Raw genomic sequence first — 18,847 nt, 5'->3', positions numbered from 1 at the left:
GGATGACAGCTAGTAGACGTCAGCCTGGAACCGGCCCGTCTTCTTGAGCTCGGCGACAAAGCTAACGGCTTCGTCGGTCGAGCGCGCCCCGAACTGGGCGACGATATCGACCAGTGCGCGCTCGACGTCCTTGGCCATGCGCTTGGCGTCGCCGCAGATGTAGAGATGCGCCCCTTCGGCGAGCCACGTCCACAGCTCGCGGCCGACCTCGCGCATGCGGTCCTGCACGTAGAACTTCTTCTCGCCGTCGCGCGACCAGGCCAGCGACATGCGCGTGAGCAGGCCCGAGGTCTTCATCGCGTTGAGCTCCTCCTGGTAGAAGAAGTCGCAGTCGCTGCGCTGGTGGCCGAAGAACAGCCAGTTCTTGCCGGGCGCGCCGGTCGCCTTGCGGTCGAACAGGAAGGCGCGGAATGGCGCAATGCCGGTGCCGGGGCCGACCATGATGATCGGCGTCTTCGGATCCTGCGGCAGGCCGAAATTATGCGCCTTCTGCACATAGACCTTGAGCTTCTCGCCTTCGGCGATGCGCTCACCGAGGAAGGTCGAGGCGACGCCGATGCGCTTGCGCTTGCCGATCACGTAGCGCACGGAATCGACCGTCAGCGACAGCCTTCCAGGCGTCGCATTATGCGAGGACGAGATCGAATAGAGCCGCGGCTGCAGCGGCTCCAGCGCCTCCACGAACGCTTCGGGATGCGGCCGCGTGCCTGAAAACTTCTGCAGCGCCGCCATGACGTCGAGCGTGGCGGCGTCGCCATCGGGATCCTCCCCCTGCGCCAGTGCCCGCGCCCTCTCGCGCTGCGCGCCGCCGGTGATGAAGGAGAGCAGCTCGAACAGCGTGTCGGGTGCCGGCGACAGCGAGACGTCGTCGATCAGAACCTCGCGCAGCGTTTTGCCGTTGACCTTGGTGGTGTGGGAGGCACCGAGCAACGCGATGACCTGATCGACGAGGCCGAGCTCGTTGCGGGCGAACACGCCAAAACTGTCACCGACGACATAGTCGAGCTTGCTCTCGGAAAGGTCGAACTCGACGTGATAGGTTTCCTTCTCGGATTTTCCCTTGTTGAGAAGACGGCGCGACAGGAAGGTCGCCGCAACAGGGTTGTCGCGCGAGCGGCCGGGCTCGGCGATCGTCACGGTCACGGCGGGGGCCGCGACTGCGTCGACCTTGTCGGACGCCTTGTCGCCAGCCTTGGCCGCCGGCGCCTTGTCCAGCTCTTCGTGCAGCGACTTCAGCATCCGCGCGGTTTCCTTGCCGCCGGGGACACAAAGATTGAGCCGCGCTTCACTGCGGCTCGCGATCGCCTCCGAATAGTCGTGGCAATTGTAGCCGCACTGCCCGCAATCCTGCTGCGCCATCGCCGCCATCATCTTGCGCCGCACGGGGCGCCCTTCGGCGAGCTTCATCCGATCGGCGATCGGCATGGTCTGGTCGTGCCATGGCGCTTCACCGTCGTCGCCGTCACCGGCTTGCATAACAGCGGCGCCCTGCTCGGCCGACAGCGGCGCGGCTGCCTCAGGCGACAGCAGCCCGGCAAAAAAGCCGTTCAGCCAGGAGCGCTGCGCGTCGGAGAACGGAGCGCTCGTGGGAATGATGTCGAGTTTCGGGGGAGGGCTGATCTGGTTCATGCGGACACCTGTGCATCGGCAAGCTTGCGCAGCGTTTCGCCGTCATGGCGGCGCGCAAAGGACAGGAAGGTTTCGTCGGGAGACGAGCGATGCGCGATATAGGCCTTGAGCAGCCCTTCGACCGTCTTCGGTGCGTCTTCGGCCTTGAGGTCGTGGTAGACCTCCTGCCCGACGTCGGCGTCAGGACCGAAGCCGCCGCCGGTGAAGAGATGATAGCCCTCCACCGTGTCCTCCTCGTTGACAGGCACGCGCGCCCCGATCAGGCCGATGTCGCTGATGTAATGCTGGGCACAGGAATGGTGGCAGCCGGTGACATGGATGTTGACCGGCTTGTCCATGTTGACGCGCGCCTCGCACCAGTCGCCGATCTCCGCGGCGTGACGCTTGGTGTTGGAGGCGGCAAAGCGGCAGCCGGCATTGCCGGTGCAGGCGATCAGGCCGGCGCGGATGTGCGAGGCCTCGACCGCAAGCCCGATCTGCTTGATCGCCGCGACGGCAAGCTCGACATTCTCGTCGCGCACCCCTGATATCAGCAGGTTCTGCCAGACGGTCAGACGGACATCGCCGTCGCCGAGGTCCCGCGCCACTTTGGCGAGGCCCCGCATCTGATCGCAGCTGATCTTGCCGAGCGTCAGCGACACGCCGATCCAGTTCAAGCCGTCCTGCTTCTGCCTGTGCACGCCGATATGCGCCATGCGGTCGGCGGCCGGCCGCGGCGCAAACGCCTCTTCCGGCACACGCGTGAATGGTGTCTTCAGCCGTTCCTCGACCAGCTTGAGAAAGCCGTCATGGCCCATGGCGTCGAGCACGTATTTCAGCCGCGCCTTGTTGCGGTTGGTGCGGTCGCCGTGCTCGATGAAGACGCGCACGATGGCGTCCGCAACAGCGGTCGCCTGCTCCGGCTTGACGATAATGCCGGAGTACTTTGCGAAATCCTTGTGACCGGTGATGCCGCCGAGGCCGAGGCGGAACCAGACCCCGGGCTCGACGCCGAAACCGTCCTTCACCTCATACGCCGTGAAAGCGATGTCGTTGGTCTCCTCGAGCACGGCGATCCTGCCGGCACCGTCGAAGGCGACGTTGAACTTGCGCGGCAAGCCATACAGCGAGCGATCGTTCAGGATGTGGTAGTGCCACTCGCGCGCATAAGGCCGCGTGTCGATCAGCTCCTGCGGATCGATGCCCGCCGTCGGCGTTCCCGTCACGTTGCGGATGTTGTCGGCGCCGGAGCCGCGCGAGCAAAGGCCGAGATCCTGAATGCCCTCGATCAGCTTCACGGCGTTCTTCGGCGGGATCTCGCGAAGCTGAAGATTGGCGCGCGTCGTGACGTGGCTGTAGGGCCCGCACGTTTCATCGGCGAGATCGGCAAGGCCGGCCAGCTGCCAGTGCTTCATGATGCCGTTCGGAATGCGCAGACGGCACATGTAGGAGTCCTGCGTCGGCGCGACGTAGAAGATGCCGTAATAGCGCCAGCGAAAATTATCCGCCGGGCTTGGCGGCGTATTGTCGAGTGCCTGCTGGCGGAGACGCGGATAGGCATCGAAGGGATGCTCGTCTCGCTTGACCTTCTCCTGGTCGGCGAGCTTCTTGCCCGCGGCGATGGCCTTGTCCTGCGCCTTGATGTGCACGGCATCGGGACCGGTCGGCTCGGCGTTCGCCTTGCCGGCGCCGCCGCCGAGACCGCGACCGACGCGACTGATCTGCAGACCGGTCGTGAAGCCTTCGAGATAGCGTTTCTGGTCGTCGGTAAAGTCGACTGAGACGGTGTCGAGTTTCATGGTCAGTAACGAAGCTCCTGCGGCCACCTGGGTGGTATCGAGGGAAAGTGCACGACCCGCGAGGAGCTCGGCTGGCTCGAGAGCCGGCTGTGCACCCAACGGTCCGATCAGCTTCGTTGCTGGGGACTGGCGCAGCAGGCATCTGTGACAGGCTGGCCGCACTGCAACATTCAAGTTGCGTGCCAGCTTCGACGAAATGAAAATGCGTGTCGTATCAGGTAATTAAGGGCGCCCTGGGGAACTCTGGGCTCTGGAACTCTCATGAAATTCGAGCAGTCGGCCTAAAATTTAGACTCAGATCTCCAACGCTCAAAAACGATGCAGGCCCGAATCACGCCTTCCAGCGGCCCACCTCGAAGGCCTCGAGATGCCCCCGGATATTGGCGGGATCGAAGGCCGGGCCGGCGAATGCGCCGAACGCCGCGGGGGCTTGGGCGGGCGGCCGGCGGCCGAGGGCGCCGTCGTAGAGGTCGGGCCTGAACACGGCCATCGCCGTCTTGACGCCGTCGGGCGTCAGCGTCGTCTGTCCCCAGCGCACCATCTGCGCATAGAGCCAGGCGGCCTGGACCGGATCGGGGCGCCCTGCTTCCTCGCGTCCCACCAGAAGGTAGCTGCCGCTCTCGCGAAAGGTGCCGTCCGGCGAAACCTTGAGGCGTCCCGTGAGGGTGCGCTGAATGACTTCGGCATCGACGCCGATCCGCTCCGGCTGCGCCAGGATCCGCGCCGCTTCGGTCCGGTTTTCCGGATGCTCGATGAACTCGGCGGCTTTCACCGCCGCGCGCACCAGGCTGGCGACCACGTCCGGATTCTTGTCGGCCCAGACCTGGCGGAGCGCCAGGACTTTCTCCGCCGCATGGGCCAGGATGTCGGAAACGAAATGCAGGATGTGGCCGATCCCGAGATCGACCGCGATCGAATTCCAGGGCGCGCCGACGCAGAACGCATCGACATGCCCATTGGCGAGACTGTCGACCATATAGGGCGGCGGCAACACCACCAGCCGCACGTCCTCGTCGGGATCGACGCCGGCCGCCGCCATCCAGAACCGCAATTGATAATTGTGGGTCGAGAACGGGAAGGTCATGCCGAAGGTCAACGGATCGGCCCCCGCTTTGCGCCGCTTGGCGACCACGCGAGCCAACGCCTTTGCCGTGGCGAGCGGATCGAAGCGGTCGCCGTCGATCTCCTCCATCAGCGCGGCATGAAGCGCCGGCGAGACCGTGATCGCGTTGCCGTTGATGCCGAGATTGAACGGCGCCGCGATCGGCACCTTGACGTGGCCGAGCCCGAGCGAGGACGCAATCGCAACGGGCGCGAGCAGATGCGCGGCGTCGAACAAGCCGATATTAAGCTTGTCGCGCACGTTGGACCAGGAGACCTCGCGGACCAGTTCGACCTCGAGCCCTTCGGCCGCGGCAAATCCCTTGTCGACGGCAACGATCAGCGCTGCGGCATCGACCAGTGGAATGAAACCGATGCGGAGGGGAGCGGTCATTTCAGCATCTCCGACGCGGTGATGATCGACTGGGCGATCTCGCCGATTTTCTTCTTCTCGCGCATCGCGGTGGAGCGCAGCAGCACATAAGCCTCGTCCTCGGTGAGGCCCTTCACCTTCATCAGGATGCCCTTGGCCTTCTCGATGACCTTGCGATCCTCGAGCTGCGACTTGGTACGCTCCAGTTCCTCCTGGAGTTTTGCGAAGGCATTGAAGCGCGACACGCAGAGGTCGAGGATCGGCTTGATGCGCTCCTTCCTCAGCCCGTCGACGATATAGGCGGACACCCCCGCCTCGACCGAGGCCTGGATCGAGGATGAATCGCTCTGGTCGACGAACATCGCGATCGGCCGCTTCACGGCGCGACTGACCTGGAACATCGCCTCCAGCACGTCGCGGCTGGGGTTTTCCAGATCGATCAGGATGATGTCAGGATCGACCGCATAAATACGGGCGAGCAGGCTCTGCATCTCGCTGATATGGACGATCTGCGTGAATCCGGCCTCGCGCAACCCTTCCTCGAGGATCGCAGCCCGGATCGGGCTTTCGTCGACGATCACGATTTTGGGCGACTGTTCGGCGCTCATTGCTCACTCACCACCAGTGATTCATCCATAGCATGCCCGCCGGCCATGCAAAGGGTTGTAATTATGGGCAATTGGGACTAGCTCAACCCTGTCAATCAGGCAGATTTGGATATGGATCAGACGGCTGCGCCCAAGGTCAGCTTCGTGTCGCTCGGGTGCCCCAAGGCTTTGGTGGATTCCGAGCGCATCATCACGCGTCTACGCGCCGAGGGCTACGAGCTCGCGCGCAAGCATGACGGGGCCGACATCGTCATCGTCAACACCTGCGGCTTCCTCGACAGCGCCAAGCAGGAATCGCTCTCGGCGATTGGCGAGGCCATGGCCGAGAACGGCAAGGTGATCGTGACCGGTTGCATGGGCGCGGAACCCGAGCAGATCGAGCAGGCCTATCCCGGCGTGCTCTCCATCACCGGCCCGCAGCAATATGAGAGCGTGCTGGACGCCGTGCATCGCGCGCTGCCGCCCGCCCACAATCCGCATCTCGATCTGGTGCCGCCGCAGGGTATCAAGCTAACGCCCCGGCACTACGCCTATTTGAAGATTTCCGAAGGCTGCAACAACCGCTGCACCTTCTGCATCATTCCGAAGCTGCGCGGCGACCTGGTCTCGCGACCCGCCAACGACGTGCTGCGCGAGGCCGAGCGCCTGGTCGGCGCCGGCGTCAAGGAGCTGCTGGTGATCTCGCAGGACACCTCGGCCTACGGCGTCGATCTCAAATACGCCGAGAGCCCGTGGAAGGATCGCCAGGTCCGCGCCAAATTCATCGACCTCGCGCGCGAGCTCGGCGAACTCGGCGCCTGGGTCCGCTTGCAATACGTCTACCCCTACCCGCATGTCGACGAGGTCATCGCGCTGATGAACGAGGGCAAGGTGCTGCCCTATCTCGACATCCCGTTCCAGCACGCAAGCCCCGAGGTGCTGAAGGCGATGAAGCGCCCGGCGGGGCAGGACAAGACGCTGGCGCGGATCAAACGCTGGCGCGAGCAATGTCCCGATCTCGCTTTGCGCTCGACCTTCATCGTCGGCTTCCCCGGCGAAACCGATGCCGACTTCGCCTATCTGCTCGACTGGCTGGACGAGGCCGAGATCGATCGGCTCGGCTGCTTCAAATACGAGCCCGTCGCCGGCGCGACCGCAAACGCGATCGAGAACCCCGTGCCGGAAGAGATCAAGCAGGAGCGCTACAACGCGCTGATGGCGCGCCAGCAGAAGATTTCGGCACGCAGGCTGAAGCGCAAGGTCGGCACGCGCCAGCAGATCATCATCGACGAGGTCGGCCCGACCGTCTCGAAAGGCCGCTCCAAGGCCGATGCGCCGGAGATCGACGGCGCCGTCTACCTGTCGAGCCGCCGACCCTTGCGCGTCGGCGAGATCGTCACCGCGAAGATCGAACGCGCCGACCAGTACGATCTGCACGGCAGCGTCGCGGGATTCTGAGATTCCGGCTGCGGCCGGCAAGACCGGCGCGCCTCAGGCATTCCAGCAGCCGGCGTTCATGCTGTGCGTGCCGAACTACGCGGTCATGTCGCTTCTCCCGACGCCTGCTGTTCGTCACGCGCGGCGAATACTTCCTTGGCTGCGAACAGCCCGTTCAGCGCCGCCGGGAAGCCCGCATAGACGGCCATCTGCATGATGATCTCCACGATCTCGTCGCGAGACAGCCCGACATTCAGACCCGCCTCGAGATGCACTTTGAGCTGAGGCGCGGCATTTCCGAGCGCCGTCAGCGCGGCGATCGTGGCGATCTCTCGATCGCGCAGGCCGAGGTCCGGGCGGCAGTAAATGTCACCGAACGGAAACTCGATCACGTATCGTGCGAAATCCGGAGCAATGTCGGCGAGTGAGGCAACGACCGCTTCACCAGCTCTGCCGTCAATGCGTGACAGGGCCCGCTGGCCGCGATCGAAGCGGCTTTCGTCTTGTGTTGAGGCGTGCGTCATTTTCCTTCGTCCTCTGTTCATCGCTGGCATAGCCGGCGATCTTGGTGTCAAGGACGAGCAGGCATTCCTGGAGTTCGGCAATCTGCGTGCGCACCTGTTCCCGGTGGACTTCCAGGATCTGCCGCCGGCCTGTGCCGGTAGGGTCGCCTTCGTCACGAAGCGCCGCGTAACGCAACATGTCCCGGATCGGCATTCCCGTGGTCTTGAGCCGACCGAGAAATTCGATCCATGTGAGGATCGATGCGTCAAAGTCGCGCTGGCCGGAGCGATCCCGGTCGGCGTATGGCAGCAGCCCGATGCGCTCATAATAGCGCAGCGTGTGCGTCGACAGGCCGGTTCGTTTTGCGAGGTCGCCGATCTTCATGTGTGCCCGTTCTCGTACTGACGCATGTACAGATACCCCTTCGAGCGCGCTCTAAGTCAAGGGGGATCGAAGGTGCAAAGATTTCGGCGTGCCGGCTGGGCAGCGGCATCGCGTGATTGCGAGCCTCAAGATCCCGCCAGCCATTTCGGCACCCAGCGCTCCGGCCGCGGTGCGCGGGCGAGATCGGCTTGCGCCTCGGATAGTTTCGCAGGCTCGCCATCGATGCTCGGGCGCAGATCGTATTCGAAGTTTGGCATCACCCGGCCGTCGGCATGGAGCCCGAATTTCATCGCGTACCACAGCCCGAGCTCGGGCTGCGCCTTCCGCATCTCCTCACGCAGATCGCGCAGCAGGGATTCGATCGCAGCGGCTTCCTCGAACGGCTGCGGCCCGCCGGTCAGGACACGCGCCTGGTATTGCCTGCCGACGATTGCGATCTCGAAGCTCGTCCTGTCCCAGGGCTTCTTGCCCTTCGGCAGATGCGCGGCTAGGCGCCAGCCGAGTTCGGCCATCAAGCGATGATTGGCCCAGTAGTCTTCGCGATCCCGGCTCCATTTTTCCATGAAGCCGCGAAAGTCGGGCAACTCCGACGGATCGTCATCGGGCGCCGCCGTCTCCCCGCTCAGCCGTCCGGTGAGCCATTGCGCGAGCTCGACCGTTTGGCATTCGACGTCGTCGTGCGGCAGCAGATCGTGCCACGCCTTGTCGAATTGTTGCGACGTCAGTTTTGCGAGCAGGCCATCGAGGCTCGGCGCCAGCAGCGCGTAATCGCCCTCGGACCCAAGCCCCACGATCGGCGGATTGTCGCGGTCGAGACCCGCGCCATACCAGCCGCCAACAGCCGAGCCATCCGGCAGCCGCATGAACAGCGAAAACCTGTCGCGCAAGGGACTGCCGTCGACAATGGGGGCGTGATCGGAAAACTGGCCCTGCAGCGAGAAGCAGCCGACGCTGCCCCAGGGCCGTCCCTTCAGCCAGCCGGCGAAGTCCAGCAACAGCGACGGCGCCTCGATACCCGGCGGAAACGCGCCGCGAATGCTGTCGAGGTCGATCGAATAAGGCGTGTCGGACAAGGCTTCAAAAACAATCTGGTTGGTCCCGCCCCTCTTGGTCCGAACCGTCATGCGTTCGGTTCGAGCCAATTCGCGTTCGCTGATCACAAACGCGCTAGAGACGTGATGGTTTCAAGGCGCGCATCTCTCTCCTGCCCCATGCACGCCGGGCGTGTGTCCTGCAAACCGCCGCTTGACAAGTCCCACCATTCGCATGTATTGCCGCGCCCCATGATCAATGGTCGGACCCATCAGCGCACCGAAATGCTCCGTCGTCGCTCCCGCGACGATGAGAGGGTGCGCCATGTCCGACGACGCCGCTGAAGCACTGAATTCAGCGTAAGTTTTCGAAAAGGCCGCACCCGCAAGGTGCGGCCTTTTTGCTGTTCGCGCACCCTTTCCCCCGCCTCAAGAGGAGTTCGACATGACCAACGCCACCCATCCGTATGACGCGTTGATGGACATCACCGCTCGGCCCAAAACCGTGTTCGTCCGCGGCGCCGGCTCCTACCTCTGGGACGACAGCCGCAAGCGCTATCTCGATTTCGTGCAGGGCTGGGCCGTGAACTGCCTCGGCCACTCCCCGCCCGCGATCGCCGACGCGCTTGCCGCGCAGGCCAAGCGGCTGCTGACGCCAAGCCCGGCCTTCTACAACGAGCCCAGCCTGAAACTCGCGCAGGCACTGGTCGCAAACAGCGCGTTCGACCGGGTGTTCTTTGCCAATTCCGGTGCGGAAGCCAACGAGGGCGCGATCAAGCTCGCGCGCAAATATGGCGGCATCCACAGAGGTGGCGCGTTCGAGATCATCAGCTTCGAAGGCGGCTTTCACGGCCGCACCTTGGCGACGATGTCGGCCTCGGGCAAGAAGGCCTTTGAGCCGCTGTTCGAGCCGAAGGTCGCCGGCTTCAAGAAGGCGAAGCTCAACGACATCGCGTCGGTCGAAAAGCTGATCAACGACAACACCGTCGCTGTGATGCTCGAGCCGATCCAGGGTGAATCAGGCGTGTGGCCGGCGACCGATCAGTTCTTGCAGGAGTTGCGCGCCCTCACCGACGCGCACGGCCTCCTCTTGATCTTCGACGAGATCCAGACCGGGATGGGCCGGACCGGCAAGCTCTTCCACTACGAGCACACAGCCATCGCGCCCGACATCATGACGCTCGGCAAGGGCATCGGCGGCGGCGTGCCGCTCGCGGCGCTGCTCGCGACCGAACGCGCGGCCTGCTTCGAGCACGGTGACCAGGGCGGCACGTTCAACGGCAACCCGATCATGTGCGCGGTGGGGCTCGCGGTGCTCGATGAAGTCAGCAAGCCGGATTTCCTGAAGACCGCGACCGAAACCGGGCTGCTGCTCGAAAGCGAATTGCAGAAGGTCTCGGCGCGGCATGGGCTCGGCGAAGTGCGAGGCCGCGGCCTCCTGCTCGCGCTCGACCTCAAGCTGCCGATCGCACCCGGCATCGTCGCGCAGGCGTTCGAGGCCGGCGTGCTCCTCAACGCGCCACAGGTCGACACGTTGCGCTTCATGCCGGCGCTGAACGTCACGCGAGCTGAGATCGCCGAGATGATCGATTGTCTCGACGGGATCTTGACCAGGGCCGGCGCGGCACGGCGCGTGGCGTAAGGTCTGTCTCGTGCCCCGGACGCAGCGCAGCGCCCCTTCGGCGGTGCGCTGCAGAGCCGGGGCCCATCTCTCCACATTGTGTGCCGCATCTGGCTCCCGGCTCTGCGCCGCAACGCTTACGCGTTGCAGCTTGTCCGGGACACGGGAGCGGATGATGCCGGAAGTACTACGGCTTCAAGATCGACGCGCCCGTGGTCTTGCGGCTTTCGAGATCGATATGCGCCTTGGCGGCGTCCTTGAGCGCGTAGGCATGGTTGATCGGCACGTGCAGCTTGCCGTTGATGACGGCGGCGAACAGCGTGTCGGCGCCTTCCAGCAATTCCTTGCGCGTGCCGATATAGTCGTTGAGCTTGGGCCGGGTCGCAAACAACGAGCCGTGGGTGTTGAGCTCGGCGATCGAGAACGGCGGCACCGGGCCTGAGGCATTGCCGAAGGAGACGAACATCCCGCGCGGCTTCAGGCACGACAGCGAGCCCGGGAACGTCGCCTTGCCGACGCCGTCATAGACCACATCGCAACCCTCGTTGCGGCTGATCTGTTTGACGCGCGCGACGAAGTCTTCCTCGTTGTAGAGGATGACATGGTCGCAGCCATTGGCCTCGGCAAGCGCAGCCTTCTCGCGCGAGCCGACGGTGCCGATGACGTGGGCGCCCATGGCCCTCGCCCATTGGCAGGCGAGCAGGCCGATGCCGCCGGCCGCGGCATGGATCAGCACGCGATGATGCGGCTCGACCTTGAAGGTCTTGTGCAGGAGATACCAGACCGTCAGCCCCTTCAGCATCAGCACGGCGCCCTGCTCGTAGGTGATGTGGTCGGGCAGCTTGACCAGCCGCTCCCAGGGGATGTTGCGCTCCCCGGTATAGGCACCGAGATTGTGGTAGTAGGCGACGCGGTCGCTTGGATGGAAATTCGTCACCCCCGGCCCGACCGCGACGACCTCGCCCGAGGCCTCGTTGCCGGCGATGAAGGGCAGCCCCGGCGCCTTGTAGAGGCCGGTGCGGTAATAGACGTCGATGAAGTTCAGGCCGACGGCATGCTGGCGGATGCGCACCTCGCCGGGGCCGGGCGCCGGAACATCGACGCTCTCATAGACCAGGGCTTCGGGGCCTCCGACCTTGTGCACACGGACGGCTTTGGTCATCACCTGACCTCCTCTTCTGGCGGACCAGCGAAAGACATCGCGCCCGCCTTGTCAACTCGACGCCGGCTGGAACGCCTAGACCGACGGCTTGGCAGTTTTCCTGCGGTTGCGTTTCGCCAGCACGTTGAAGAACTCGACCGCCGCCGAGAACGCAATCGCGAAATAGATGTAGCCGCGCGGGATGTGGAATTGGAATCCGTCCGCAACCAGCGCGACGCCGATCAGCACCAGGAAGGCCAGCGCCAGCATTTTCGTGGTCGGGTGCTCCGCGACGAATCGCGACACCGGACCGGACGAAATGTACATGATCAGGCAGGCGATCACGACGGCCGCGATCATGATCTCGAGGTCCTGCGCCATGCCGATCGCGGTGATGATCGAGTCCAGCGAGAACACCATGTCGATGATCACGATCTGGACGATCACCCAGAAGAAAGCGTTGCGAGGGGGCTTCCCGCCGCCCTCGCCGTCATCGGCTTCGACCTCGCCGTGAATCTCGTGCGTCGCCTTCGCGATCAGAAACAGGCCGCCGCCGATCAGGATGAGGTCGCGCCACGAGAAGCCGTAACCCGAAAATGAAAACACCGGGGCGGTCAGGCCGATCAGCCAGACCAGGAGGCTCAGCAGGATGATGCGGAAGATCAGCGCCAGCGCGAGCCCGATCTGGCGGGCGCGGTGCGCCTGCTTCTCGGGAATGCGCGAGACGATCACTGACAGGAAAATGACGTTGTCGATGCCGAGCACGATCTCAAGCGCGGTCAAAGTGAGGAGCGCGGCCCAGGCTTCGGGGCTGGTCAACAGGTGCATCATGCGAAGGATCTTGTCAGCCGTATCAATGCGTCGCTGAAGCTGATCCAGAGCGCGATCGCGCAGAGCGCGACAGTCACGCCGGTGCCGACGCGAAAGTCCATCTGCAGCGTGTAGAAGGAGAGCAGAGCCCAGATCGCGATCAGCGACATCGTCAGCCAGCGCAGCCGCACGACGCGCACCGGATGCAGCACGTGGAACGGCACGAAGGTCAGCACCACCAGGCTTGCGACCAGCAGCGTCGAGAGCAGCGGTGGCCAGTGCAGCAGGAACAGGTAGAACGCCGCCGCATTCCACAGCGCCGGAAAACCGCGGAAATGATTGTCGTCCGCCTTCATGCGCAGATCGGCGAAATATAATGCGCTGGTGACGATGATGGCGACGCCGAGCAAGGGTGCCGCGACCGGCAGCAGCAAGCCGCTGGCCACGATCGCATAGGCCGGCACGAAGACGTAAGTGACGAAATCGACCACGAGATCGAGCACGTCGCCCGACCAGTTCGGCTGCACGTCCTTGACGTTGAGCCGGCGCGCAATCGGCCCGTCGATCGCGTCGATGATGAGGGCGACGCCCAGCCATTGAAACATCGCCGCCCAGTGCTCGCGCACGGCCTCGAGCATCGCCAGCAGCGCGATCGCCGCACCGAACGCGGTGAAGATGTGCACCGAGAAGGCAGCGGCGCGGATCGCGGGCCTGGGCTTCAGGGAATCCTCTTGGCTGTCCATGGCTTCTGCTATCAGAATGACACCGGTTTGCACATAAGCCATTGCGGCGTCCGGTCGCACAATTCGTCATAAAATCAGGGAAATATGAGTGGGCTTGAATTTGCCGCGGGCCGTGTCCAATGTCGTTCCATGACAGATGCATCGACACTCTTTGACGCCGCCGTAATCGGCGGCGGACCGGCGGGACTTAGCGCGGCTATCGCATTGGCGCAGGCGGGCGCACGGACCGCGCTGGTGGCACGTCGCATGCCCTATGCCGACAATCGAACCACGGCGCTACTCGGTGCCTCCGTCGATCTGCTGGAGAGCCTCGACGTCTGGCCGCGTTGCAAAGACAAGGCGGCCGCGCTCGAAATCATGCGGCTCGTCGACGACACCGGCCGGCTCTTCCGCGCGCCTGAGGTCCGGTTCTCCTGCCACGAAATCGGCCTCGATGCCTTCGGCTACAATATCGACAACCGCTCGCTGATGCTGGCGCTGGAAGCGCGCGCGGCCGAACTGCCCGATCTCGTCCGTTTCGACGACGAGGCCGAAACTGTGATCATCGAAGCCGATGACGTCGCAATCCGCACCGCCGCTGCGCAATTTCTCTCGGCCCGCCTCGTGGTCGGCGCCGACGGCCGGCATTCGCTCTGCCGCGAAGCCTCCGGCATCGCGGTGACGCGGCGCGAGCTGACCCAGACGGCGCTGACCTTCAATGTCGGCCACGCGCGGCCCCATCGCAACGTCTCGACCGAGTTCCACACCCCGCACGGTCCTTGCGTGTTCGTGCCCCTGCCCGGCGATCGCTCCAGCGTCGTCTGGGTCTCGGCGCCTGCCGACGCCGAGCGGCTTCGCTGTCTGACCGACGAAGAATTGTCCGCCGCGATCGAGAAGCAGTCGCATTCGATCCTCGGACGCATGACGGTCGAGCCGGGCCGCCATCTGTTCCCGCTGGCGATCGAACGTCCCAAATCCTTCGGCCGCGACCGCATCGCGCTGGTCGGCGAAGCCGCCCATGTGGTTCCCCCGATCGGGGCCCAGGGTCTCAATCTCGGCCTCCGCGATGCCGCCGACATTGCGAGGCTTGCAGGCGACGCCATCGCATCGGGCCAGGATCCCGGCGCAGCAGACGTGCTCAAGCGCTACGACCGGGCCCGGCGTCCCGACATCCTGAGCCGGACCTTTGCGATCGACATCGCCAACCGCTCGCTGCTCAACGATTTCCTGCCGCTCCAGCCGGTCCGCGCGGTCGGCATGCACCTGCTCGGCGCGATCGGCCCGCTCCGGCGTTTTGCGATGCGCGAAGGCCTGACGCCGACCTGGCGGAAGTAACCGCCGCTCAAGGAAACGCCAGCCGCCCAGTCTGGATCGCCCACATCACGCTGGTCAGGGTGACCACGGACGCAAACGTCCCGAGCAGCACCGCGACGGAGGCGGACTCGATCCAGGCGTCGTTCTGCCGGGCGATGACGAACACGTTCAGCGCCGGCGGCAGCGAGGCCATCAGCACGGCGGTCGCGGCCCAGGGCTGCGCGAACGGGCCGAACGCCAGCATCAGGCCGAACGCCGCAAGCGGGTGGATCAGGAGCTTGATCGCGATCACGCCCGGCACTTCCCACGGGACCCGATCGAACGGGCGGAGCGCCACGGTCACGCCGAGCACGAACAGCGCGGTCGGGGCGGCTGCGTTCTGGAGGAACGTGATGGTGCGATCGAGCGCGACCGGCATCTCGACATGCAGCGATGCGAAGGCCGCGCCGAAACAGGCCGACATGATCAGCGGGTTGAGCACGATCTGCTTCAGCACGACGCCGAAGGCATGCACGATCGAGGGATGATCGCGGTCGGAAAGCTCGATCAGCAGCGGCACGATCGTGAACAGGAAGATGCTGTCGCAGCAGAAGATCAGCGCAGTCGGCGCCGACGCCTTCGGCCCGAGCACGGCGAGCGCCAGCCCCGGTCCCATGTATCCGATATTGCCGTAGCCGCCGGAGAGCCCGGCGAGCGTCGCCTCGCGCAGCGTCAGCCCGCCGAGAACCTTGCCGACGACCAGCGCGAGTGTGAACGCCGCAACGGTCGACAGCGTGGTCGCGACCAGGAATGGCGGGTTGTTCAATTCCGAGAACGGCGTCTTCGACATGATCGCAAACAGCAGCGCCGGCAGCGACACATAGAGCAGGAAGAAGTTCATCCAGGCGAGGCCCGATTCCGGCAGGGATTTGACCTTGCCACAGGCGAAACCAACGAAGATCAAGCCAAAATAAGGTAGAGCTAGATTGAGGATATCGACCATTGATGAAGTGTTTTCTGAAGATTGGGGGGTTATCTGCCCCGCACCCGCGGGTTAATTCCAGATCAGGGCACTAGCATCGGCCACAATCCTGGTCTATCGACGGGGAATGATTAAAGCGCGGACCGCCAAATTCCAGATCGGACAGGTCGTGCGCCACCGGATCTTCTCGTTCCGGGGCGTGATCTTCGACATCGATCCGGAATTCAACAACACCGAGGAGTGGTGGCTGTCGATCCCCGAGGAGGTGCGGCCCCACAAGGACCAGCCGTTCTATCATCTGCTCGCGGAGAACTCGGAGTCGGAATACGTCGCCTATGTCTCCGAGCAGAATCTCGTGCCGGACGATTCCGGCGAACCGGTCCGGCATTCCCAGGTCGCCGAGATCTTCGTCAAGGACAAGACCGGCGGCTATCGCCCGCGCAATCCGTCGCTGAACTGAGTTTTCGCAGCCATCAACTGGCCAGCAAAAAAGGCGCTCGAAACCGAGCGCCTTTTTCATGTCCGGGATCGGGTCCCGATTACTTCTGGCCGGCGGGCGGCGTGCCCTGCTGCTCGAGCTTCTTGCGCTGCTCGTCAGCCTTCTTCTGAAGCTCTTCCTGGAGCTTCTTCTGGGTTTCCTCGAACACCTTCGGATCCGTCGGCGGACCGTCATAGGCCTTCTGGAATTCGCCGGCGAGCGGCAGCGGCAAGGTCAGCGGTGCGCCGTTGGCATTGATCGCCTGAACAACGAGGTTCTGGCCCTTCTTCATGTTGTTGATGAACTCGGGCGTGGCCTCGTAGTCAGACATGCAGCCGTTCTGGAAGCAGATCACATAAGGGCTCTGCAACGGCGGATTGTTGTCCACGATGATGCGGGTACCGTGCACCAACTGCATGCCGAGCGGCAGCGTCACGCGCAGGATCTTCTTCGGCTCGCCTTCCGGCTCGATGATGACGGCCGCGATGACCGGCTGGCCCGACTCGATACGGCCGTCCTTGCCGGTGAAGCAGACCTGCTTGGCGTTGGCGTCCTGACCCTTGAGGCAGAACTTGGTCCAGGGGGCGTAGATCAGCTGGATCTGCTGATCGGCCGGCTGGGCCGCGCCCTGCTGCGCCGGAGCGCCTTGGGCGGGAGCCGGCTGGGCGGGTGCCTGAGCGGCCGGGGCCGGCGCCTTTGGGGCGGCCTTCGGAGCGGCCTTCGGAGCCGCCTTGGGCGCGGGCGCACCCGGAGCGGGCGCCTGGGCCTCGGCGGCAAACGGGACGGCCAACGCCGTCGCCGTCAACAGGGCGAGAAGTCGCCCGCGCGGCCGGACGGACGCGGCCAAGTAACGGAAATTCATTGCGGAAAACCCTTTCTGAACGGGAAGCGCCCGAACCGCTTCGACGCACCGAGCCTGGCCACGTTGGGCGCGGCTCTCTCCCCGTCAAATGAGGCGGATAAGTGACGGCTCGGCGCTCGTGCGCGATTGCCCGCCTTCTTAACGTGGCCGACGAAAAGATCAATGCCGACAAGCGTCTTTGGCCGCGCGCTGGCGTACGCCCCGGGGAAAATCACTGTGATAGGATTCAGGCCTGCGGTCCTCGAATCAACGTGTGCAGATGTTCATGTTCCAGCGCCTTCTCGAGGGCCGTCCTGAAGGTCTTTGCGTCCGCCTCTGTATCCTGGCTTTCGCCTTGGGGCTCCCGGCCAGCGGCGCAGGGGCCGAGGAAGCCCACGCCATCGCCATGCACGGCAAGCCGGCGATGCCTGCCGATTTCACCCATATGCCTTACGTCAACCCTGACGCCCCCAAGGGCGGCCGGCTGACCTGGGGCGTTCTCGGCACGTTCGACAGCCTCAATCCCTTCATCGTCAAGGGACTGGCCGTGCAGCAGATGCGGAACTACGTGGTCGAGAGTCTGCTCGCGCGCGGCAATGACGAGCCGTTCACGCTGTACGGACTGCTCGCCAGATCGGTCGAGACCGATGACGAGCGCAGCTTTGTCACGTTCCACATCGATCCCCGCGCCCGCTTCTCGGACGGCAAGCCGGTCCGCGCCGAGGACGTGCTGTTCTCCTGGCAGTTGCTGCGCGACCACGGCCGCCCCAACCACCGGCAATATTACGGCAAGGTGGCAAAGGCCGAGGCGCTGGATCCCCTCACCGTTCGCTTCGACCTTGCGGGAGCCAATGACCGCGAACTGCCGCTGATCCTCGGCCTGATGCCGATCCTGCCGAAACACGCGGTCGACGTCGCGGCTTTCGAGGAGACGACGCTGACGGGCCCGGTCGGCTCAGGCCCCTATCGCGTCACCTCGGTGAGGCCCGGTGCCAGCGTGACGCTCACCCGCAATCCCGACTATTGGGGCCGTGACCTCCCCATCAATCGCGGGCTCTACAATTTCGACGAGATCAGGCTCGACTATTTTCGCGAGGCCAACGGCCAGTTCGAAGCTTTCAAGCGCGGCCTCTATGATTTCCGCATCGAGCACGAGCCGCTGCGCTGGCACGACGGCTACGACTTTCCCGCGGCGAAGAATGGCGACGTGATCCGCGACACCTTCAAGCCGGGCGTGCCGCAACCTTCCGAATTTCTGGTGTTCAACACGAGGCGTCCCATCTTCGGCGACATCCGCGTGCGTCAGGCCTTGACGCTGCTGTTCGATTTCGAGCTGGTCAACCGGAACTACTTCTTCAACCTCTACTCGCGCGTCGCCGGCTATTTTGCTGGCTCGGATCTGTCAGCGTATGGCCATCCCGCCGATGCGCGCGAGCGCGAGCTGCTCAAGCCGTTCGCCGCGCAGATCCCGCCTGACATCATGGACGGCAGCTACCGCCTGCCGGTGACCGACGGTTCGGGCCGCGACCGGACCACGCTACGCGCGGCCCTGAAGCTGTTGTCGGAGGCCGGCTACGATCTCGACGGCACCGTGCTGCGCAACCGCGCGACCAAGGCGCCCTTCACCTTCGAGATCCTGGTCACGACCCGCGATCAGGAACGCGTCGCGCTTGCCTTCCAGCGCGACCTCAGGCGCGCCGGCATCGAGCCGAGCGTGCGATCGGTCGATCCCGTGCAGTTCGACCAGCGCCGTCTCGCCTACGAATTCGACATGATCCAGAACCGCTGGGACCAGTCGCTGTCGCCCGGCAACGAGCAATATTTCTACTGGGGGAGCGCTGCCGCCGACAATCCGGGCACCCGCAACTACATGGGGGCGCGGGATCCCGCGATCGACGCGATGATCGCCGCGCTGCTGGAAGCCCGTGAACATACGGATTTCGTATCCGCGGTACGGGCGCTCGATCGCGCTTTGATCTCCGGTTTCTATACAATCCCCCTGTTTAACGTATCCGAGCAATGGATCGCGCGCTGGAATCGGATAGAACGGCCAGAGGCCACCTCGCTGTCCGGCTATTTGCCGGAGACCTGGTGGTCGAAGGGGCCGCCGCAAGCTCATCAAGCAAAGTGACGCC

17 protein-coding genes are annotated in these 18,847 nt (G+C 64.4%); 5 read left to right on the top strand and 12 right to left on the bottom strand.

The window, feature by feature from the left end:
- Nucleotides 1–9: 9 nt before the first annotated feature.
- From AC0L3S_RS26905 to AC0L3S_RS26890, 4 genes are all read right to left on the bottom strand, one after another.
- Nucleotides 10–1,629, bottom strand: coding sequence for a sulfite reductase subunit alpha (locus tag AC0L3S_RS26905; protein WP_473282382.1), 1,620 nt, complete (start codon nt 1,627–1,629; stop codon nt 10–12).
- Nucleotides 1,626–3,407 carry a NirA family protein gene (locus AC0L3S_RS26900; protein ID WP_473282380.1) on the bottom strand — a complete coding sequence of 594 codons (1,782 nt, stop codon included), beginning with the start codon at nt 3,405–3,407 and terminating at the stop codon, nt 1,626–1,628. The genes AC0L3S_RS26905 and AC0L3S_RS26900 overlap by 4 nt, the downstream gene beginning before the upstream one ends.
- Before the next feature lie 331 nt (nt 3,408–3,738).
- On the bottom strand, nt 3,739–4,902 hold the full coding sequence (locus tag AC0L3S_RS26895) for a CmpA/NrtA family ABC transporter substrate-binding protein (RefSeq protein ID WP_473264664.1): 1,164 nt from the start codon (nt 4,900–4,902) through the stop codon (nt 3,739–3,741).
- Nucleotides 4,899–5,489 (bottom strand): ANTAR domain-containing response regulator, encoded by a 591-nt coding sequence (locus AC0L3S_RS26890; protein ID WP_007610503.1) that lies wholly within the window; start codon nt 5,487–5,489, stop codon nt 4,899–4,901. Before AC0L3S_RS26890 ends, AC0L3S_RS26895 begins: the two co-directional genes overlap by 4 nt.
- Before the next feature lie 111 nt (nt 5,490–5,600).
- On the opposite strand from AC0L3S_RS26890, the gene rimO reads away from it, so the two are divergent.
- Nucleotides 5,601–6,926 (top strand): 30S ribosomal protein S12 methylthiotransferase RimO, encoded by a 1,326-nt coding sequence (rimO, locus tag AC0L3S_RS26885; protein WP_473264663.1) that lies wholly within the window; start codon nt 5,601–5,603, stop codon nt 6,924–6,926.
- An 83-nt stretch (nt 6,927–7,009) separates the two neighbouring features.
- Here the strand turns inward: rimO and AC0L3S_RS26880 are convergent, their stop codons facing one another.
- From AC0L3S_RS26880 to AC0L3S_RS26870, 3 genes are all read right to left on the bottom strand, one after another.
- Entirely contained in the window at nt 7,010–7,429 is a 420-nt protein-coding gene (locus AC0L3S_RS26880; protein ID WP_473282430.1) for a carboxymuconolactone decarboxylase family protein, read from the bottom strand.
- On the bottom strand, nt 7,362–7,793 hold the full coding sequence (locus AC0L3S_RS26875) for a MerR family transcriptional regulator (protein ID WP_473264661.1): 432 nt from the start codon (nt 7,791–7,793) through the stop codon (nt 7,362–7,364). Before AC0L3S_RS26875 ends, AC0L3S_RS26880 begins: the two co-directional genes overlap by 68 nt.
- Before the next feature lie 125 nt (nt 7,794–7,918).
- The gene (locus AC0L3S_RS26870) at nt 7,919–8,866 is read right to left on the bottom strand and encodes a hypothetical protein (protein ID WP_473282428.1); all 948 of its coding nucleotides are present in this window, start codon (nt 8,864–8,866) and stop codon (nt 7,919–7,921) included.
- A 403-nt stretch (nt 8,867–9,269) separates the two neighbouring features.
- Here AC0L3S_RS26870 and AC0L3S_RS26865 point away from each other — a divergent pair, with 403 nt between their 5' ends.
- Complete coding sequence (locus AC0L3S_RS26865) at nt 9,270–10,466, top strand: acetylornithine transaminase (RefSeq protein ID WP_473282378.1); 1,197 nt, start codon at nt 9,270–9,272, stop codon at nt 10,464–10,466.
- A gap of 166 nt (nt 10,467–10,632) precedes the next feature.
- Here the strand turns inward: AC0L3S_RS26865 and AC0L3S_RS26860 are convergent, their stop codons facing one another.
- The 3 genes from AC0L3S_RS26860 to pcsA form a co-directional block, all read right to left on the bottom strand.
- Nucleotides 10,633–11,607, bottom strand: a complete 975-nt coding sequence (locus AC0L3S_RS26860; RefSeq protein WP_473264658.1) for a quinone oxidoreductase family protein — start codon at nt 11,605–11,607, stop codon at nt 10,633–10,635.
- A gap of 75 nt (nt 11,608–11,682) precedes the next feature.
- The gene (locus AC0L3S_RS26855) at nt 11,683–12,417 is read right to left on the bottom strand and encodes a TerC family protein (RefSeq protein ID WP_473282376.1); all 735 of its coding nucleotides are present in this window, start codon (nt 12,415–12,417) and stop codon (nt 11,683–11,685) included.
- Nucleotides 12,414–13,181: a phosphatidylcholine synthase gene (gene pcsA / locus AC0L3S_RS26850; RefSeq protein ID WP_473264656.1), complete on the bottom strand. Its 768-nt coding sequence runs from the start codon at nt 13,179–13,181 to the stop codon at nt 12,414–12,416. Before pcsA ends, AC0L3S_RS26855 begins: the two co-directional genes overlap by 4 nt.
- An 87-nt stretch (nt 13,182–13,268) precedes the next feature.
- On the opposite strand from pcsA, the gene AC0L3S_RS26845 reads away from it, so the two are divergent.
- Nucleotides 13,269–14,453 carry a UbiH/UbiF family hydroxylase gene (locus tag AC0L3S_RS26845; protein ID WP_473282374.1) on the top strand — a complete coding sequence of 395 codons (1,185 nt, stop codon included), beginning with the start codon at nt 13,269–13,271 and terminating at the stop codon, nt 14,451–14,453.
- A 7-nt stretch (nt 14,454–14,460) separates the two neighbouring features.
- Here AC0L3S_RS26845 and AC0L3S_RS26840 read toward each other — a convergent pair whose 3' ends face one another.
- Nucleotides 14,461–15,414 carry an AEC family transporter gene (locus AC0L3S_RS26840; RefSeq protein WP_473282372.1) on the bottom strand — a complete coding sequence of 318 codons (954 nt, stop codon included), beginning with the start codon at nt 15,412–15,414 and terminating at the stop codon, nt 14,461–14,463.
- A gap of 106 nt (nt 15,415–15,520) precedes the next feature.
- On the opposite strand from AC0L3S_RS26840, the gene hspQ reads away from it, so the two are divergent.
- On the top strand, nt 15,521–15,853 hold the full coding sequence (gene hspQ / locus AC0L3S_RS26835) for a heat shock protein HspQ (RefSeq protein ID WP_007590865.1): 333 nt from the start codon (nt 15,521–15,523) through the stop codon (nt 15,851–15,853).
- Between the two features lie 79 nt (nt 15,854–15,932).
- Here hspQ and AC0L3S_RS26830 read toward each other — a convergent pair whose 3' ends face one another.
- A complete protein-coding gene (locus AC0L3S_RS26830; RefSeq protein ID WP_007610528.1) occupies nt 15,933–16,733 on the bottom strand; it encodes an invasion associated locus B family protein in 801 nt (266 codons plus the stop codon).
- Nucleotides 16,734–16,992: 259 nt separating this feature from the next.
- Between AC0L3S_RS26830 and AC0L3S_RS26825 the strand changes: the two genes are divergently transcribed.
- Entirely contained in the window at nt 16,993–18,843 is a 1,851-nt protein-coding gene (locus AC0L3S_RS26825; protein WP_473264711.1) for an extracellular solute-binding protein, read from the top strand.
- Nucleotides 18,844–18,847: the final 4 nt, after the last annotated feature.

Source organism: Bradyrhizobium sp. Ken01, from assembly GCF_055807355.1.
This window is presented reverse-complemented; position numbering and strand designations above follow the sequence as displayed.

Coding starts and splice junctions, on each gene's coding strand:
- AC0L3S_RS26895 (WP_473264664.1), bottom strand. CDS start 4,902: ATGACCGCTCCCCTCCGCATCGGTTTCATTCCACTGGTCGATGCCGCA.
- rimO (WP_473264663.1), top strand. CDS start 5,601: ATGGATCAGACGGCTGCGCCCAAGGTCAGCTTCGTGTCGCTCGGGTGC.
- AC0L3S_RS26830 (WP_007610528.1), bottom strand. CDS start 16,733: ATGAATTTCCGTTACTTGGCCGCGTCCGTCCGGCCGCGCGGGCGACTT.
- AC0L3S_RS26905 (WP_473282382.1), bottom strand. CDS start 1,629: ATGAACCAGATCAGCCCTCCCCCGAAACTCGACATCATTCCCACGAGC.
- pcsA (WP_473264656.1), bottom strand. CDS start 13,181: ATGGCTTATGTGCAAACCGGTGTCATTCTGATAGCAGAAGCCATGGAC.
- hspQ (WP_007590865.1), top strand. CDS start 15,521: ATGATTAAAGCGCGGACCGCCAAATTCCAGATCGGACAGGTCGTGCGC.
- AC0L3S_RS26845 (WP_473282374.1), top strand. CDS start 13,269: ATGACAGATGCATCGACACTCTTTGACGCCGCCGTAATCGGCGGCGGA.
- AC0L3S_RS26855 (WP_473282376.1), bottom strand. CDS start 12,417: ATGATGCACCTGTTGACCAGCCCCGAAGCCTGGGCCGCGCTCCTCACT.
- AC0L3S_RS26875 (WP_473264661.1), bottom strand. CDS start 7,793: ATGAAGATCGGCGACCTCGCAAAACGAACCGGCCTGTCGACGCACACG.
- AC0L3S_RS26880 (WP_473282430.1), bottom strand. CDS start 7,429: ATGACGCACGCCTCAACACAAGACGAAAGCCGCTTCGATCGCGGCCAG.
- AC0L3S_RS26860 (WP_473264658.1), bottom strand. CDS start 11,607: ATGACCAAAGCCGTCCGTGTGCACAAGGTCGGAGGCCCCGAAGCCCTG.
- AC0L3S_RS26840 (WP_473282372.1), bottom strand. CDS start 15,414: ATGGTCGATATCCTCAATCTAGCTCTACCTTATTTTGGCTTGATCTTC.
- AC0L3S_RS26865 (WP_473282378.1), top strand. CDS start 9,270: ATGACCAACGCCACCCATCCGTATGACGCGTTGATGGACATCACCGCT.
- AC0L3S_RS26825 (WP_473264711.1), top strand. CDS start 16,993: ATGTTCATGTTCCAGCGCCTTCTCGAGGGCCGTCCTGAAGGTCTTTGC.
- AC0L3S_RS26900 (WP_473282380.1), bottom strand. CDS start 3,407: ATGAAACTCGACACCGTCTCAGTCGACTTTACCGACGACCAGAAACGC.
- AC0L3S_RS26890 (WP_007610503.1), bottom strand. CDS start 5,489: ATGAGCGCCGAACAGTCGCCCAAAATCGTGATCGTCGACGAAAGCCCG.